General features: G+C 35.8%; 16 protein-coding genes and 1 riboswitch. Of the genes, 15 read left to right on the forward strand and 1 reads right to left on the reverse strand.

Annotated elements, in window-relative coordinates; all coding sequences use genetic code 11:
- Positions 1-3: 3 nt before the first annotated feature.
- From argF to ACQV2X_RS01520, 15 genes are all read left to right on the forward strand, one after another.
- On the forward strand, positions 4-1,005 hold the full coding sequence (argF, locus tag ACQV2X_RS01450) for an ornithine carbamoyltransferase (protein ID WP_428874663.1): 1,002 nt from the start codon (positions 4-6) through the stop codon (positions 1,003-1,005).
- A gap of 101 nt (positions 1,006-1,106) precedes the next feature.
- Positions 1,107-2,612 carry a YfcC family protein gene (locus ACQV2X_RS01455; protein WP_428873834.1) on the forward strand — a complete coding sequence of 502 codons (1,506 nt, stop codon included), beginning with the start codon at positions 1,107-1,109 and terminating at the stop codon, positions 2,610-2,612.
- 12 nt (positions 2,613-2,624) lie between these two features.
- On the forward strand, positions 2,625-3,962 hold the full coding sequence (locus tag ACQV2X_RS01460) for a M20 family metallopeptidase (RefSeq protein ID WP_428873833.1): 1,338 nt from the start codon (positions 2,625-2,627) through the stop codon (positions 3,960-3,962).
- Between the two features lie 16 nt (positions 3,963-3,978).
- Positions 3,979-4,920, forward strand: a complete 942-nt coding sequence (gene arcC / locus ACQV2X_RS01465) for a carbamate kinase (RefSeq protein ID WP_428873832.1) — start codon at positions 3,979-3,981, stop codon at positions 4,918-4,920.
- A gap of 295 nt (positions 4,921-5,215) precedes the next feature.
- Complete coding sequence (gene argS, locus ACQV2X_RS01470) at positions 5,216-6,907, forward strand: arginine--tRNA ligase (RefSeq protein WP_428873831.1); 1,692 nt, start codon at positions 5,216-5,218, stop codon at positions 6,905-6,907.
- Positions 6,908-7,120: 213 nt separating this feature from the next.
- Positions 7,121-7,819, forward strand: a complete 699-nt coding sequence (locus ACQV2X_RS01475; RefSeq protein ID WP_428873830.1) for a Crp/Fnr family transcriptional regulator — start codon at positions 7,121-7,123, stop codon at positions 7,817-7,819.
- Positions 7,820-7,841: 22 nt separating this feature from the next.
- On the forward strand, positions 7,842-8,396 hold the full coding sequence (locus ACQV2X_RS01480; RefSeq protein WP_428873828.1) for a cob(I)yrinic acid a,c-diamide adenosyltransferase: 555 nt from the start codon (positions 7,842-7,844) through the stop codon (positions 8,394-8,396).
- A gap of 31 nt (positions 8,397-8,427) precedes the next feature.
- The gene (locus tag ACQV2X_RS01485) at positions 8,428-9,249 is read left to right on the forward strand and encodes a metallophosphoesterase (RefSeq protein WP_428873827.1); all 822 of its coding nucleotides are present in this window, start codon (positions 8,428-8,430) and stop codon (positions 9,247-9,249) included.
- Between the two features lie 2 nt (positions 9,250-9,251).
- Positions 9,252-9,983 carry a hypothetical protein gene (locus ACQV2X_RS01490; protein ID WP_428873826.1) on the forward strand — a complete coding sequence of 244 codons (732 nt, stop codon included), beginning with the start codon at positions 9,252-9,254 and terminating at the stop codon, positions 9,981-9,983.
- The gene (locus tag ACQV2X_RS01495) at positions 9,980-10,735 is read left to right on the forward strand and encodes an adenosylcobinamide-GDP ribazoletransferase (protein ID WP_428873825.1); all 756 of its coding nucleotides are present in this window, start codon (positions 9,980-9,982) and stop codon (positions 10,733-10,735) included. Before ACQV2X_RS01490 ends, ACQV2X_RS01495 begins: the two co-directional genes overlap by 4 nt.
- A 48-nt stretch (positions 10,736-10,783) precedes the next feature.
- A riboswitch (adenosylcobalamin-variant (AdoCbl-variant) riboswitch) is annotated at positions 10,784-10,878 on the forward strand.
- Positions 10,879-10,979: 101 nt separating this feature from the next.
- Entirely contained in the window at positions 10,980-11,201 is a 222-nt protein-coding gene (locus ACQV2X_RS01500; RefSeq protein WP_428873824.1) for a hypothetical protein, read from the forward strand.
- A gap of 272 nt (positions 11,202-11,473) precedes the next feature.
- Complete coding sequence (gene cobU / locus ACQV2X_RS01505) at positions 11,474-12,076, forward strand: bifunctional adenosylcobinamide kinase/adenosylcobinamide-phosphate guanylyltransferase (RefSeq protein ID WP_428873823.1); 603 nt, start codon at positions 11,474-11,476, stop codon at positions 12,074-12,076.
- A gap of 31 nt (positions 12,077-12,107) precedes the next feature.
- Positions 12,108-13,025, forward strand: a complete 918-nt coding sequence (locus ACQV2X_RS01510; protein WP_428873822.1) for an ABC transporter substrate-binding protein — start codon at positions 12,108-12,110, stop codon at positions 13,023-13,025.
- On the forward strand, positions 13,012-14,064 hold the full coding sequence (locus tag ACQV2X_RS01515; protein WP_428873821.1) for a FecCD family ABC transporter permease: 1,053 nt from the start codon (positions 13,012-13,014) through the stop codon (positions 14,062-14,064). The genes ACQV2X_RS01510 and ACQV2X_RS01515 overlap by 14 nt, the downstream gene beginning before the upstream one ends.
- Positions 14,057-14,812 (forward strand): ABC transporter ATP-binding protein, encoded by a 756-nt coding sequence (locus tag ACQV2X_RS01520; RefSeq protein WP_428873820.1) that lies wholly within the window; start codon positions 14,057-14,059, stop codon positions 14,810-14,812. The genes ACQV2X_RS01515 and ACQV2X_RS01520 overlap by 8 nt, the downstream gene beginning before the upstream one ends.
- Here ACQV2X_RS01520 and ACQV2X_RS01525 read toward each other — a convergent pair.
- Positions 14,797-15,258 carry a kinase/pyrophosphorylase gene (locus ACQV2X_RS01525; protein WP_428874740.1) on the reverse strand — a complete coding sequence of 154 codons (462 nt, stop codon included), beginning with the start codon at positions 15,256-15,258 and terminating at the stop codon, positions 14,797-14,799. The two genes, ACQV2X_RS01520 and ACQV2X_RS01525, sit on opposite strands and share 16 nt — an antisense overlap.
- Positions 15,259-15,276 lie beyond the last annotated feature (18 nt).

A 15,276-nucleotide genomic window follows, 5' to 3' on the forward strand; every position in this document is an offset into this window, starting at 1 on the left:
TTTATGTTCCAAGGAAGAAACTTTTTAAAAGAAATCGACTTTACTGCCGACGAATTAAACTACTTAATTGATTTCTCAATTCACTTAAAAGACTTGAAAAAACGTGGGATTCCACACGAGTATTTAAAAGGACAAAACATTTGTCTATTATTTGAAAAAACATCTACTCGTACAAGAGCAGCCTTTACAGTAGCTGCTAATGACTTAGGTGCGGCTCCAGAATTCTTAGGTGCTAATGACATTCAATTAGGTAAAAAAGAATCTGTAGAAGATACAGCACGCGTTTTAGGTAGCATGTTCGACGGTATTGAATTCCGTGGTTTCAGTCAAGAGATGGTCGAAGACTTAGGTAAATACGCTGGAGTTCCTGTGTGGAACGGTTTAACTGATGAATGGCATCCAACTCAAATGATTGCTGATTATATGACCTTAAAAGAAAATTTTGGAGAGCTAAAGGGCAAAAAGTTAGTATATTGTGGTGACGGTCGTAATAATGTGGCTAATTCATTATTCATCACTGGGGCTATTATCGGTGTTAATGTGACCATCGCTTCACCAGAAGAATTATTCCCAGATGAAGAATTGGTAGCAAAAGCTCAAGAGTACGCGAAAGAATCAGGCGCTACTATTGAAATTACATCTGATATTAAAGCCGCTGTTAAAGATGCTGATGCATTATATACAGACGTTTGGGTTTCAATGGGTGAAGAAGACAAGTTCGAAGAACGTGTTAACTTATTAAAACCATACCAAATCAATAAAGAATTGACTGACTTAATTGAGGGAGATTATATTATCCTTCACTGCTTACCAGCTTTCCATGATACAGAAACAAAATATGGTAAAGATGTAGCAGAAAGATTCGGTGTTAAAGAAATGGAAATTACTGACGAAGTATTCCGCAGTAAACAAGCCCGTCAATTTGAACAAGCTGAAAACCGTATGCACTCAATCAAAGCGATTATGGCAGTTACTAACGGGAACTTGTTCATTCCTAAAGCTTAATAACAATAACATTACCCTATAAAAAGTGAAACGGGGCATGAAATCCGATTGTGGCCATGAACCGCAATCGGATTTTGTTTTAAAAAAGGAGGAGGAAGAAAATGGAAAAGATGAAGAAACGAAAGATGTTGAATGCTTTTACGATACTATTTATTATTACGGCGGTTATCGCTGTATTAACGTGGATTATTCCATCAGGCGCCTATGAGGTGGATCCTGAAGGAAATTTTATTGCTGGAACTTATCACACAGTAGAGCGTACACGTCAAGGGTTGTGGGATTTATTTGCTGCACCTATTCGTGGGTTTTTAGGTACTGAAACCACTCCGGGAGCTGTTGAAGTTTCGCTATTTGTTATGATCGTTGGTGGATTCTTGGGAGTTGTTACGGAAACAGGTGCTATTGACGCCGGAATCGCCTCTACCATCAAAAACAATAAGAATAATATGACCGGTTTAATCTGGATCTTAATGGCTATTTTTGGACTAGGTGGCTCTACCTATGGTATGGCTGAGGAAACCATGGCCTTTTATCCATTATTAATTCCCTTAATGGTAGGTGTCGGGTTTGATGCTTTAGTGGCTGTGGCGATAATTTTGATTGGGGCTGGATTAGGAGTATTATCTTCAACCGTTAATCCATTTGCTACCACAATTGCTTCAAATATGGCTGGTATATCAATAATAGATGGAATGGTATTAAGAGTAATTTTCTGGATAGTCACATATATAATTGGAGCTTGGTATGTTACGCGCTACGCTAAAAAGGTAATGGCTGATAAGAATAACTCTCTGATAGCTGATCAAATGGAAGCGGACAAAGAAAAATGGAAAGTGCCCGAAGATATGCCAAAAGTTACTAAAAAACAAAAGGGCGTTCTTTGGTTATTTGCGCTTACATTTGTTATTATGATCTTAGCTTTAATTCCATGGACAGATTTAAATAATAACTTTACTTTCTTTAAAAATGCTCATGAGTTCCTACTAGGCATACCAGTAATTGGAGATTTGATTGGACAATCTTTAGAAGACCTACCTTTTGGTATGTGGTATCTAGTTGAGATTTCAGTTCTCTTTTTCTTAATGTCAGTTATTATCGCAGCATACTATGGAATTAAAGAAGATCGTTTCGTAGAAGTCTTTATCGCGGGAGTAAAAGATTTAATGTCAGTAGCTCTAATTGCTGCAGTCGCTCGTGGTATTCAAGTAGTGATGAATGATGGTCAAATCACCGCTACTGTATTACACTGGGGAGAACAAGGGTTAGCGAATTTACCAAAAGGTGTTTTCACAGTCTTAACTTATATCTTCTATATCCCAATGTCCTTCTTAATTCCATCGACTTCTGGTCTAGCAGCAGCTACTATGGGTATCATGGCGCCATTAGCCCAATTTGCTGATGTATTAGAAAGTATTGTCGTCACTGCCTTCCAATCTGCCAGTGGTATTGTTAACCTAATTACACCAACATCAGGTGTCGTAATGGGTGCTTTAGCAATTGCAAATATTGACCTATCAACTTGGTGGAAATTTATGCGCAATTTGATTATCATAGTCTTTGTAGTGACCATTGTTTTACTACTTATTGGAGCTTACTTAGGAATTTAAAGGAGTGTTTAAATGGATTACCAATTAACTAAAAATCATCAAGAACCAGCTATTGAAACTTTGCGCCAATGGGTTGCTATTCCATCTGTATTAGATGAAAATGATGCGGAAACTCCATTTGGTCAACCCATTCAAGAAATGCTAGAATTTGCTTTAAAAACTTGTCAAGAAATGGGCATGGAAACCTATATTGATCCAGAGGGTTATTATGGTTATGCAGAAATGGGTCAGGGTGAAGAGTTGTTTGGTGTTCTATGTCACTTGGATGTGGTTCCAGCTTTAAACCCAGATGAATGGACAACGCCTCCATTTGAAATGGATATCCGTGAAGGAGCCTTATTTGGTCGTGGAACACAAGATGATAAAGGACCTTCTATTGCTGCCTTGTATGCATTAAAAGCTTTATTAGACCAAGGACATGAATTAAATAAACGTGTTCGCTTTATCTTTGGAACAGACGAAGAGAACTTGTGGCGTGGGTTAAACCGTTACAATGAAAAAGAAGAGCAAGTAACAATGGGTATTGTTCCTGACTCATCTTTCCCTCTAACCTATGCAGAAAAAGGCTTACTACAGTTGCACATCACCGGTCCAGGTTCAGATGCTTTTGAAATGGAAAATAAAGGAGCCCTAAATGTGGTGCCTGATAAAGCTATTTACAAGGGTGATAAAAAAGATGAATTAGTACAAATTCTTGAGGATTTAGGCTACAAATACCAAGTAGACGGTGAAACTTTAACCGTTTTAGGTAAATCCGTTCACTCTAAAGACTCCTTAAAAGGAGACAATGCTTTAACGCATCTAATTGAAGGAATGTCTGAATTATATGACCATCCTGTCTTAAAATTTGTTAAAGATCACTTTGCTAATGATGTTAATGGTAAGAGTATCTTTGGTGAGGTTGAAGACCAAGCATCTGGCAGCCTAACATGTAACATTGCTAACCTAGAGGTTACGGCTGAAGAGTCCAAACTAGGTATTGATATGCGTATTCCAGTAACTGCTGACAAAGATCAATTGGTAGAACAATTAGCTAAAGTAGCAAAAGAGTACAAACTCAAGTATAATGAGTTTGATTATCTAGCTTCGTTATATGTTCCAGTTGACTCTGAGTTAGTAACTACTTTGTTAAAAGTATATCGCGACTTAACTGGCGATATGACTGAACCAATTTCTTCTGGTGGCGCTACCTTTGCTCGCACAATGAAAAATTGTGTGGCATTTGGTGCCCTTCAAGAAGGGGTAGAAGATACAATGCATCAAATAGATGAAAGAATGCCACTCGATAATTTCTATCAAACCATGGAAATCTATGCCCATGCATTGAAGGCTTTAGTTACTAAGGCCTAATGAAAGGATTGAATATATGAAAAAACGTAAAATTGTTGTCGCTTTAGGTGGGAATGCGATTCTATCTTCCGACCCAAGCGCTCAAGCACAAAAAGACGCTTTAAAAGAAACAGCAAAACATTTAGTGAAATTAATTCAAAATGGAGACGAGGTTATTATTACTCACGGTAATGGTCCCCAAGTTGGAAATCTATTGCTACAAAATATTGCAGCTGATTCTGAGAAAAACCCAGCTTTCCCATTAGATTCATTAGTGGCTATGACCGAAGGCTCAATTGGTTATTGGTTACAAAATGCCATGCAAAATGAATTAAATAAATTAGGTATCGATAAGCCAGTAGTTAGTTTGGTCACTCAAGTTATTGTAGATAAAAACGATCCAGCTTTTGATAACTTATCAAAACCAATTGGACCATTCTACAGTGAAGAAGAAGCCAAACAACAAATGGCTGAAACTGATGCTAGCTTTAAAGAAGATGCTGGTCGTGGATGGCGTAAAGTTGTTGCTTCACCTAAGCCAGTTGCTATCAAAGAAGTTGATTCCATCAATACCTTAGTAAATGCTGGTAATGTAGTGGTTGCAACTGGTGGTGGCGGTATCCCAGTACTTGAAGACAATGGCCAATTAGTTGGAGTAGAAGCAGTTATTGACAAAGACTTTGCTTCACAAAAACTAGCTAACGATCTCGGAGCTGACTTGTTTATCGTTCTAACAGGTGTGGATTATGTCTATGTCAACTACAACAAACCAAATCAAAAAAAATTAGAAAAAGTTTCGATCGAAAGCTTGAAAGAATATATTAAAGAAGAGCAGTTTGCACCGGGATCTATGTTACCAAAAGTTGAAGCAGCTATTGCATTCGTTGAAAATACAGATCATGGTAAGGCTGTCATTACTTCATTAGAAAATCTTCAAGCATTAATTGAAAATGAATCAGGAACGATTATTAAAAAATAAGAGCTTGTTATTTTTTTAAAATTAATATACAATGAGACAAAATTAATAATTAAATCTTAAAGAGAGTAGATTATGCAAGACTGAATAGCAAGTTGGGATGATGGGAGCCGATGAGTCTTAATTAATTGAACCGCACTTTATTATTTGGGTGAATGAAATGAGTAGTTCATCACGTAGGCAACTGCGTTATCAATTTAAGACCTTAAAATTTAAGGTGAATTAGAGTGGTACCGCGTATAACCATATGCCTCTAGAAGGAATTCTAGAGGCTTTTTTGTATAGAAAGGAAGATTTTATGTTAGTAAAAAAGCAAATTGTTGAAACTTTATATCCTGTATTATCAGAGCACTTGACCCAAGAACAGATCGAAAATTTAATTGAACAACCTAATAATAATGAGCACGGAGACTATGCTTTTCCAGTTTTCTCTTTGGCTAAAATATTTCGCAAAGCCCCCCATCAAATTGCTGAAGAAGTAGCAGAAAAAATTGATACTTCTGCATTTGAAAAAGTTCAAGTAGTCGGAGCTTATATCAACTTTTATATTAAGCGCGACGACTTGGCTAGCAAAGTCTTAAAAGAAGTACTTGAACAAGGTGAAAGCTATGGTCAAACAGATATTGGTAAAGGAGGTAACGTTCCAATTGATATGTCGTCTCCTAATATCGCTAAGCCAATGTCAATGGGACACTTACGGTCAACCGTATTAGGGAATTCGATTGCCTTAATTTTGGAAAAATTAAATTATAATCCTATTCGTATTAACCACTTAGGTGATTGGGGAACGCAATTTGGTAAATTAATTGTTGCTTATCAAGGTTGGGGTGATGAAGAAACAGTAAGGAAAGATCCAGTTAATGAATTAGTAAAGTTATATGTTGATTTCCATGAAAAAGCTGAAGAAAATCCCGAATTAGAAGATCAGGCAAGACAAGTCTTCAGAGCCCTAGAAGATGGCAATGAAGAGTATCATAGACTATGGACTTGGTTTAAAGAAGAGTCTATTAATGAATTTAAACGTGTTTACAATCTTTTAAATATTAAATTTGATTATTATACTGGAGAATCGTTCTATAATGATAAGATGGGCGAAGTTTTAGATTATTTAGCAGATAATAATATCTCTAAAATCGAACGTGGAGCCACAATTGTTGACCTTGAAAAGTATCACTTACCTGTTGCTTTAATTAAAAAATCAGATGGAGCTACTTTGTATCTGACTAGAGACTTAGCGACTGCTTACTATCGCAAGCGTACTTTTGATTTCGTGATGAGTTTATATGTTGTTGGTAATGAGCAAAGTGATCACTTTAGACAATTAAAAGCTGTTTTAAATGAAATGGGTAACGATTGGGCTGAAAATATGCACCATATTCCATTTGGCTTGATTACTTTAAATGGTAAAAAATTATCCACTCGTAAAGGTAAGATAGTTTTACTTGAAAAAGTGCTTAATGAAGCGATTGAAATTGCCGATAAACAGATCACAGCTAAGAACCCTGACTTAGAAAATAAAGCTGAGATTGCTAAACAAGTGGGTGTGGGGGCTGTTGTCTTCCATGACTTAAAAGCAGATCGTCTCAACTCTTTTGATTTTAATTTAGATGATATCGTTCAATTTGAAGGTGAAACTGGTCCATATGTTCAGTATACTTATGCGCGTTTAAATACAGTGCTTAATAAATATAGTAAGGAAATAAAGCCAACGGAAGAGTTGAACTTAGATCATGAACACTCATGGGAAATCATTAAATTAATTAAACAGTATCCAGAAGTCATTATTAAGGCAGCTGAGCATTTTGAACCATCAGTCATTGCAAAATATGTTATTCAATTAGCACAATTGTCCAATAAGTATTATGCCAAAGTCCGTATTTTGGAAGAAAATGATCAGTTAGAATCAAGAATTCAATTGGTTAAAGCGATTACGATTGTTCTAAAAGATGCATTATCATTGCTAGGTATTGGCGCTCCTGAAAAGATGTAATGAGAACCTCCTGTTAACATTTATTGGACACCTTTCATTGTTTGATTTATATATTCACAAGTGAGATAATATCTATGAATAAATGACATAAAAGGTGAGTAAATATAGTGGCATCTTTTGAATTGAATTTTGAAAATTGAAAACTAAATTTCTATACAAAAGACTCCTTTTATCGTCAGTAAACAATTTACTTTGACAAAGAAAGGGGTCTTTATGGTTAATCGGGCAATTGAAAATTATATTAACGATATATATAACTATGATTTTTTCAATCGACTTTCAATTGATGAAGTCAATCAAATTACTTCTAACTCTATTTTTCATCACATTCCAAAAGGTCAGTTAATCTTTTTTCAAGATGATCCAAATATTTATTGTTATTTCGTCTTTAAAGGATTGGTTCGTCTTGAAAGAGAAAATGCTTCAGGAGAGTTTTGTTACTTAGATTATGTGGCGGAGGAAAGTTTTTTTCCTTATGCGGAATTCTTTTTTAAAGACCACCATCTTTATGATGCCTATGCAGCTACAGATGTTGATTTAGCTTACATCCCCAAAAACCTAATGGAAAATATTGTCTTTAAAAATGCGGAACAATTCAAATTTCTTTATGAAAATTTAGCCAGTGTCCAATATTATTTGGAAAAACGTGTGCAAATGACGGCTATACCAAGTGCTTCTAGCCGAGTAATTCAGACCCTGGCTTTATGGATGTATGATATGGGGCGTTTTATGGGTGATCATGTGGTTATTCCACATCCATTGACTATTAACGAAGCGGCGACAGTAGCCGGTACGACAAGAGAGACAGCAGGAAGAGTCATTAAAGATTTAACTCAAGAGAAAAAAATTACTTTTACACGTAAAAAAATAATTTATCATGATTGGAAATATTTTAACGACCTGATTCAGTAACTATCAAAGAGGTGAGAAAACAATGAAAATTTATACGCGAACAGGAGATCAAGGGAATACGCGTTTAATTGGCAACCGTGTGGTAGCCAAAAACAACCCCTTAGTTGAGGCATATGGAAGTATTGATGAACTCAATTCTTATATTGGTATCCTTATTGCAAGCCCTAATTTAGCCGATGAAATTCGTCAAGATTTATTAGAAATTCAACAATTACTATTTGATTGTGGGACAGATGTTGCAAACGCAGATGAAAAGATTCCTTATCGTACCGCAGAGACTGCTATTACTTGGTTAGAAGAACGAATTGATGCTTACGATAAAAGAGTTGACCCTATTGAATCTTTTATCTTGCCTGGAGGAACCATGGAAGCCAGTCAACTTCAATATGCTCGTAGTATTGCTCGTAGAGTTGAAAGAAGGCTGGTTAGCCTACCAATTTCTGAAAAGTTAAATCCGAATGTCTTAAAATTTCTTAATCGGCTTTCCGATTATTTGTTTGTAGGTGGTCGCTTAGTTAACCACCTTAATAATCAAGCAGAACCGAAGTATGTAAGATCGGGGAAAGTGTTTCGCTAAGTGGTTTAAATTAATTGTGAGGAGATAGAAAATGAAGATTGGTGTTATTTCTGATCTCCATATTGATTTACAAGCAGAGCCCTACGCTCAAACAATTATTGATTTACTGGCTAAAGAAACTGATGAGTGGAATTTGTCTTATTTAATTATAGCTGGAGACATAGCGAATCATCAGTCTTTAGTTTTTTCATTCATTAAGGACTTACAAGCAGCCATAACCATCCCTTTATATTTTGTTCCAGGAAATCACGATTATTGGTCTACTAATCAAGAAACCCAAATTATTTATGATGGCTATTGTAACCATCCGAACTGTTTAATAGGAAAGCCACTTTCTCTAAATCAAGATTGGGGATTAGTCGGGCACTCCGCTTGGTACAATCATTCGGGAAATTTTGGACGTCATGATGAAAAATTTCTTCAAGCAGGTAGATACCAAGGTTATATGTGGGAGGATAAACTACATATTAATTGGCAGCAATCTGATCGCCAAGTCTCAAGAGAATTTGCCAGAACAATAGAAAAAGATATGATCTACCTAAACAAAGCTAATTATATTCTAGTCACTCATTTTGTAACAGATTTTGATTTGCAAATCTTACCAGATCCTAAATTTCAAGAAGACATAGATTATTTTAATGCTTTTATTTCTACTGATGATCTTAAGCCTTTTTATGATAAATATCCCATCCGTCATAGTTTTATGGGACATGTCCACCGCAGACAGAAACTGACTAAGCAAGGATGTAATTATTATTTAACAAGTTTAGGAACACCTAGAGAGTGGGAAGAGGGATCGACTTTGTTGGACAATCTAAAGGAAGCTTTGAAGGTTATTGAGATAGGAGAGTAGAAATGGAAAAATATCGTGATATACATATTATGCCATTAAGTAATGATGAGTCCTTAGTTATTGCTTGTGACACTTCAGCTTCAATCGGCCAAAAAGAAGCTGATGTTTTAAGCGTTTCACCCCAAATTACTGCAGCTTTTGCTGTTCGCGTGGTACTTATGGAGGTTCTTTCTGTAAACGCCCAGCCACAATTATTAATAAATATGTTTGGCAATGAAATGAATCCAACTGGAGATTTAATGCTTGATGGTATAAAAAAAGAACTGGCATTAGCAGGTCTTTTTGATTTAGCAATGAATGGCTCAACTGAGGAAAATATGCCAACTAAGATGACATCCCTTGGACTCACCTTGCTTGCAAAGGCCAAAATCGCTGATTTAAAAATAAAAAAAGTCCAACCAGGGGATCAAGTCTATCAAATAGGAAAACCTTTAATGGGTCAGGATTTAATTGACCAGGTCGATCAAATAGTTAGTTATCAAGAGCTTTACCACTTATTAAATCTTAAAGATGTCATTCATGAAATAGTTCCAATTGGGTCTAAAGGTGCGATTGCTGAAGCACAGCAAGTGGCTAAATTTAACCAACTTGATTTTAGATTAGGTCAAGATTTACCTCAATTTTATCAATCAGCAGGGCCTGCAACATCTCTCTTAATTGTAATAAAACCAGCTTTTAAAGCTAATTTATTGACAATTTTTAAAGATATTAAATGGGTGGGTGAGCTATATTGATTGAGTCTATTATTTTATATTTTCAATTTTTTACAGCAATCCCAATTAATCAATCAGTCGATCAAGCAGCTACTAAATTAAAAAAAGGGGTAATCTATTTCCCAGCTTTTGCTTTTATATATGCCGGAATCTTTGCTTTGTTCTTTTTTTTATTTCGTTTCTTTTTCTCATCCACCATCGCATGGTCTCTATTAATTATCTTGGATATTTTACTAACTAGAGGCTTTCATTATGATGCTTTGGCTGATACTGCTGACGGACTATTATCCTCTAAAAAAGCTGATGAGATGGTTCGAATTATGAAAGATTCAGCAATTGGAGCCAATGGTGCTTTGATCTTAATTTCGACTATTTTACTTACCTTTGTTTTAGGAAGAGAGTTTTTAATTAATTATTTTGAAAATGAAATAGTCTTTGTTATTGCTTGGGCTGCCAGTGGTCGTAGCTGTTTACCCTTAATGTTTTATCAGTTAGTGTATGTTGGTGATAACCCCAATGGCTTAGGTAGTCTTTTCCTAGGCGTTTCTACTTGGAAAATTGTGGCCAGTCAGATTTTAACAATGGCCTTCTTTTTCCTATTAGGGTGGCCGTATCTACTTAGTTATATAAGTCTTTTGCTTACCATGTATTTTTATCGCTATTTCGTGTATCATAAAATTTCAGGTATGACAGGAGATACCATGGGAGCTGCTGCTTTAATTGGTCAAATCATTTATATGCTGTTTGTTTTACTTCTTTTTAATAAGAATTAGGATTGTTATTTTCTTTAATAATTATGCTATAATGATGCTAAGCTCTTTGATAATTAAGATAGAATAGGGGAAGCACGTGAGAATCGTGCGCAGTCCCTTGCTACTGTATGGATGAAAATCTAAGTCAGATTACCTATTTTATCAAGGATGATTGTTATTTCTCAAGGTCTCGTAACAAGGTTCGTTAACAAATACGTTTATTAACCAGACAAGTAGCCTAGTCTGGTTTTTTTAAGGAGGTAAGATGAAGGCAAAAGATTTAGTAACCCTTGCTCATATGATGTCATTGTCAATCATCTTAGCACAGTTCAAGCTATTCTTGACAGTAGCTTTTGATTCAAGTCCAGCTTTTATACTCTTGCTAGCTATGAGAAGATCTGCTGGCGCGATAGTTGGTGCTATAGGACATTTAACAACGGCAATGAGCTCAGCTTTTCCCTTAAGTATTCCACTTATCTTTTATTAATGGCACTTATGATACTAGCTCAGATTAATTTTGTCATGATTTATCGTAAATTTAAATCTTTGAAATATGGCCGGTTATTCTTCCAACTCTAGGCGCCTGCTTGTTTAATGTTTTATTACCACTTCTATGTTTTCAACCGATTTTAGGGGCTGCAATGCTGGTAAGTTTCTTTTGGCCCTTAAAGCTAGCTACTCTTGCTAATATATTGTTAGCTTTGCGACTTTTTGAAGGTCTAACAAAAATAAATATATCGATGTTTAGGAAGTGAGTGAATGGGGGAAATTTTTTATTATACTGGAGGAGCTAAATCTGGTAAATCTAGATTAGCTCAAGAAGAAATTTATAGACGAAAGCTTCAAAATATTGCTTATATAGCAACCCAAGCCAATAAGTTTTCTGATTCAGAAGTAAAAAGGAGTATTGAAAAACATCGTTTATCAAGACCCAAAGATTGGGATACTTATGAACAGGCTCATGATTTGGATCAATTGGTTAAGCAACTTTCAAATAATTATCAAATTGCTTTAGTCGATTGTATGACGGTTTGGCTAACCAATATTCTTTTTGATAAATGGCAATTCTTAGCTAACAATCAAGAACTATCTTTTGATGAGTATGTCAATGAACTAAAGGGTGAGCAAATCCAAAAGCTAGAAGATTTTGTTATGGAAGAGCTTAATGCTTTTTTAAAAGAAATAAAAGCTTCATCAACGGATTTTATCATTGTGTCAAATGAGCTAGGTCTAGGATTAGTTCCAGAGTATAAACTCGGGCGCATTTTCAGAAATATTCATGGTTTAATGAATCAAGAAATTGCCAGACAAGCGAACTTAGTTTATTGGGTGGTTTCAGGAATTGCAGTGAATATAAAGTAAAAAAATTTAAAGAAATAAAGGAGAAAATTAAATGAATAAAAAAATTGCTGTTTTAATGATGTTTGTGATGACTCTGTTTACCGGACAAATGGTATCTAGTGAAGAAACGACGGTTCTCACATTGACCGATATGGTTGGTAGAGAAGTTGTGCTTGAAGAGGGACCCGTTGATGAAATTGTTACTTTAATGCCAGCAGATGCTGAGATACTCTTTGAAATAGGAGCGGGAGACACTATTGTGGGTCGAGGAACTTATGTAGACTTCCCGGCAGATGAAGTGGAAGAGATTCCAGCTATCGCTACTGGTGAAAATTTAAATATTGAAGAAATTATTGCCCTAGACCCAGAAGTGGTTGTGATGACTGCTATGTCCTTAACTGAAGATCAAATGACTGCTATTGAAGACGCAGGAATTACCGTCTTGGTGACAGATGCCCAGACAATTGAGGAAGTCTATGAAGCAATCGATTTGCTCGGTCAATTAGTTGGTAAAGAAGAAGAAGCAGACCAATTAATTGAAGAAATGGAAACAGTCTTTAAAGAGTTTGAAGAAAAAGCTGACCAAGAAGAAGAATCTAAGAGTGTTTATTATGAAGTTTCTCCGCTAGAGTTTGGCTTATGGACTGCTGGTTCTGAAACCTTCATGGATGAAATTGGACAGATGTTGAATTTAGAAAATGTTTTTGCAGATCAAAAATCCTTTGTTGAAGTCTCAGAAGAACAAGTTTTATTAGCCAATCCACAAGTAATCATTACTACTTCTCTTCCTATGGATGAAGAGGCTCCTTCTCCTGAAGAAGAAATTATGCAACGCAAAGAATGGGATGACCTTTCAGCTGTAAAAAATGATAAAGTTTTTGCAGTAGACAATTCTGCTTTCACTAGACCTGGACCGCGCTTGATGGATGCTGTCAAAGAATTATATGATCTAGTTTATGGCACAGAATAAGAGCTGGCAGCTTTCACAATCAGCTAAAAAAAGTGTCGTAAAATTAGTCCTGATGGTGTCAATAACTCTCTTAATACTAGCTATGGCTTTGATTATAGGAAGTGTGAAAATTTCTTTCACTGACTTGTATCAAGTGCTAGAAAATCAAGTCTTAAATCAATCAATGACCGACTTGGAACAACAGGCAACCATCTTACTTGCTGTTAGACTACCTCGTTTACTCACTGCTTTTTTAATCGGCATGGCCCTTTCTTTGAGTGGAATGACCATGCAAAGCTTGTTAATGAACCCCTTGGCTGATGGCTCTACCTTGGGAGTTTCAGCTGGAGCAAGCTTGGGTGCTGGCATTGCTATCGTCATTGGGATTCCTTCCTTTATCCAAAGGCAAGGAATCTTTTTGATGGCGGTGATCTTTGCTTTTGGATCACTAGTATTGATTTTATCTTTTTCTTATTATTTGGATAAACAGTTAAAGAATATGACTGTTATCTTAACTGGAATCGTCTTTACCATGCTGGTCTCTTCATTAATGAATATTTTAATGATTATTAGCAAAGAAAAGCTGCCTTCTTTAGTTTTTTGGACTTTAGGGTCGCTTTCAGGCTCCAGGTATACCGATGTTTGGGTAATGGGTGTTTGCGTCATAATAATGGGTGGCTATATTGTTATGAAATGGCAAGAATTGAACGCTTTTTCAATGGGGGAAAACATCGCAAGAAATATTGGGATAAACATAGTCTCTGTTCGAATTAAATTGTTTATTGCCACTTCCATCTTGATTGGTGTTGCTGTTTCAATAGGCGGTTCGATACCTTTTGTAGGTTTAATAACCCCCCATATTAGTCGTTTAATTGTAGGCTCCAATCATAGACGTTTGATTCCTTGGACTCTATTTATTGGTGGTAACTTTATGGTGGTAACCGATTTATTAGCTCGCACCATTGCCTCCCCCCTTGAAATACCAATAGGGGCAATCACTTCCTTATTTGGCAGCTGTATTTTTATTCTTATCTTTGCTAGGGGGAAGCGTAATGCTTAAAGTTAATAAACTCAAAATGGAATTAGATAAAAAAATAATTTTACATGACATTAATTTTGAAGTAGCCGAGGGTGATTGGTTGATGATTTGTGGACCAAACGGATCAGGAAAAACCTCATTAATAAAAGCTCTATCTGGTCAAAATCCCTACACTGGAGAAATTGAGATCTATGGCAGCAACCTTCGGCTTTTAAAAAGCAATCAAAAGGCAATGATTTTTGGTGTTTTAGATCAACATCCTGGTTCAGACTTTGATTTTACTGTAGAAGAATTAGTGCGTATGGGACGCTACCCACATCTTAAAGGCTGGTTTAAGAGCTGGACAGACATAGATCAAGAGGCGCTTGAAAGAGTCCTGCTTCAAACCAATCTATATCAAAAGCGTAAGCGATCAGTTCAAAGCTTATCAGGAGGAGAAAGGCAGCGAGCATACTTAGCTCAACTTTTTTTACAGGATCCTAAGTTATTAATATTAGATGAACCAAGTAATCATTTAGACTTAATATATGAGCAAAACCTTTTTAGAATACTTAAAGAGTGGTTGCAGCAGCCAGGACGATCCATTATTACAGTTATGCACGATTTGAGTCTTGCTAAAAAATATGGAAATCGGGCTCTATTGTTAAAAGAGGGACATCAAGTAGTTTTTAATGATGTGTCTAAGGCTTTGTCTTCAGAAAAATTAAATAGCAGTTATCAAATGGATATTACGAGTTATTTAAAAGAAAAATATCAACAATGGCAATGATAATAACCCCTAAATGTTTTTACGTCAACATTTAGGGGTGTTTTTGAAGGGTGTGAGACAGCTAATAAGATAATATCTGCTTCGATAAAAATTTTGGGCTCTTTTCCATCAGCATAGCGCATGGCAAATTCCACGGCATTAATACGGTCAAAATATTCATGGTTTAACTCGTTTTGAGCACCGATAGTTTGACTTGTTTTTCCGGTAAGTTGTGATACCACTTGAGTAAAGGGTGGTGATAAATTAAAGAAATGTAAATTATTCATTATGCAAAAAGATTCGGCCTCTTTAGCTTGATGATTTTTAGCCTCTTGTAGAACCCCTTGCAAGCGCGAGCTTGTTGAAATGAAGACATATTTGTGCAATAATATATGAACATATGGGAATTGATAGGCTACTGCTTTAGCAACTCTTAAGGTGGTCTCACCAATTGAATCCGATATGATAAAAAATGAAGTGGTAAC

The organism is Facklamia sp. P12945, from assembly GCF_050409485.1.
Taxonomy (GTDB): domain Bacteria; phylum Bacillota; class Bacilli; order Lactobacillales; family Aerococcaceae; genus Facklamia.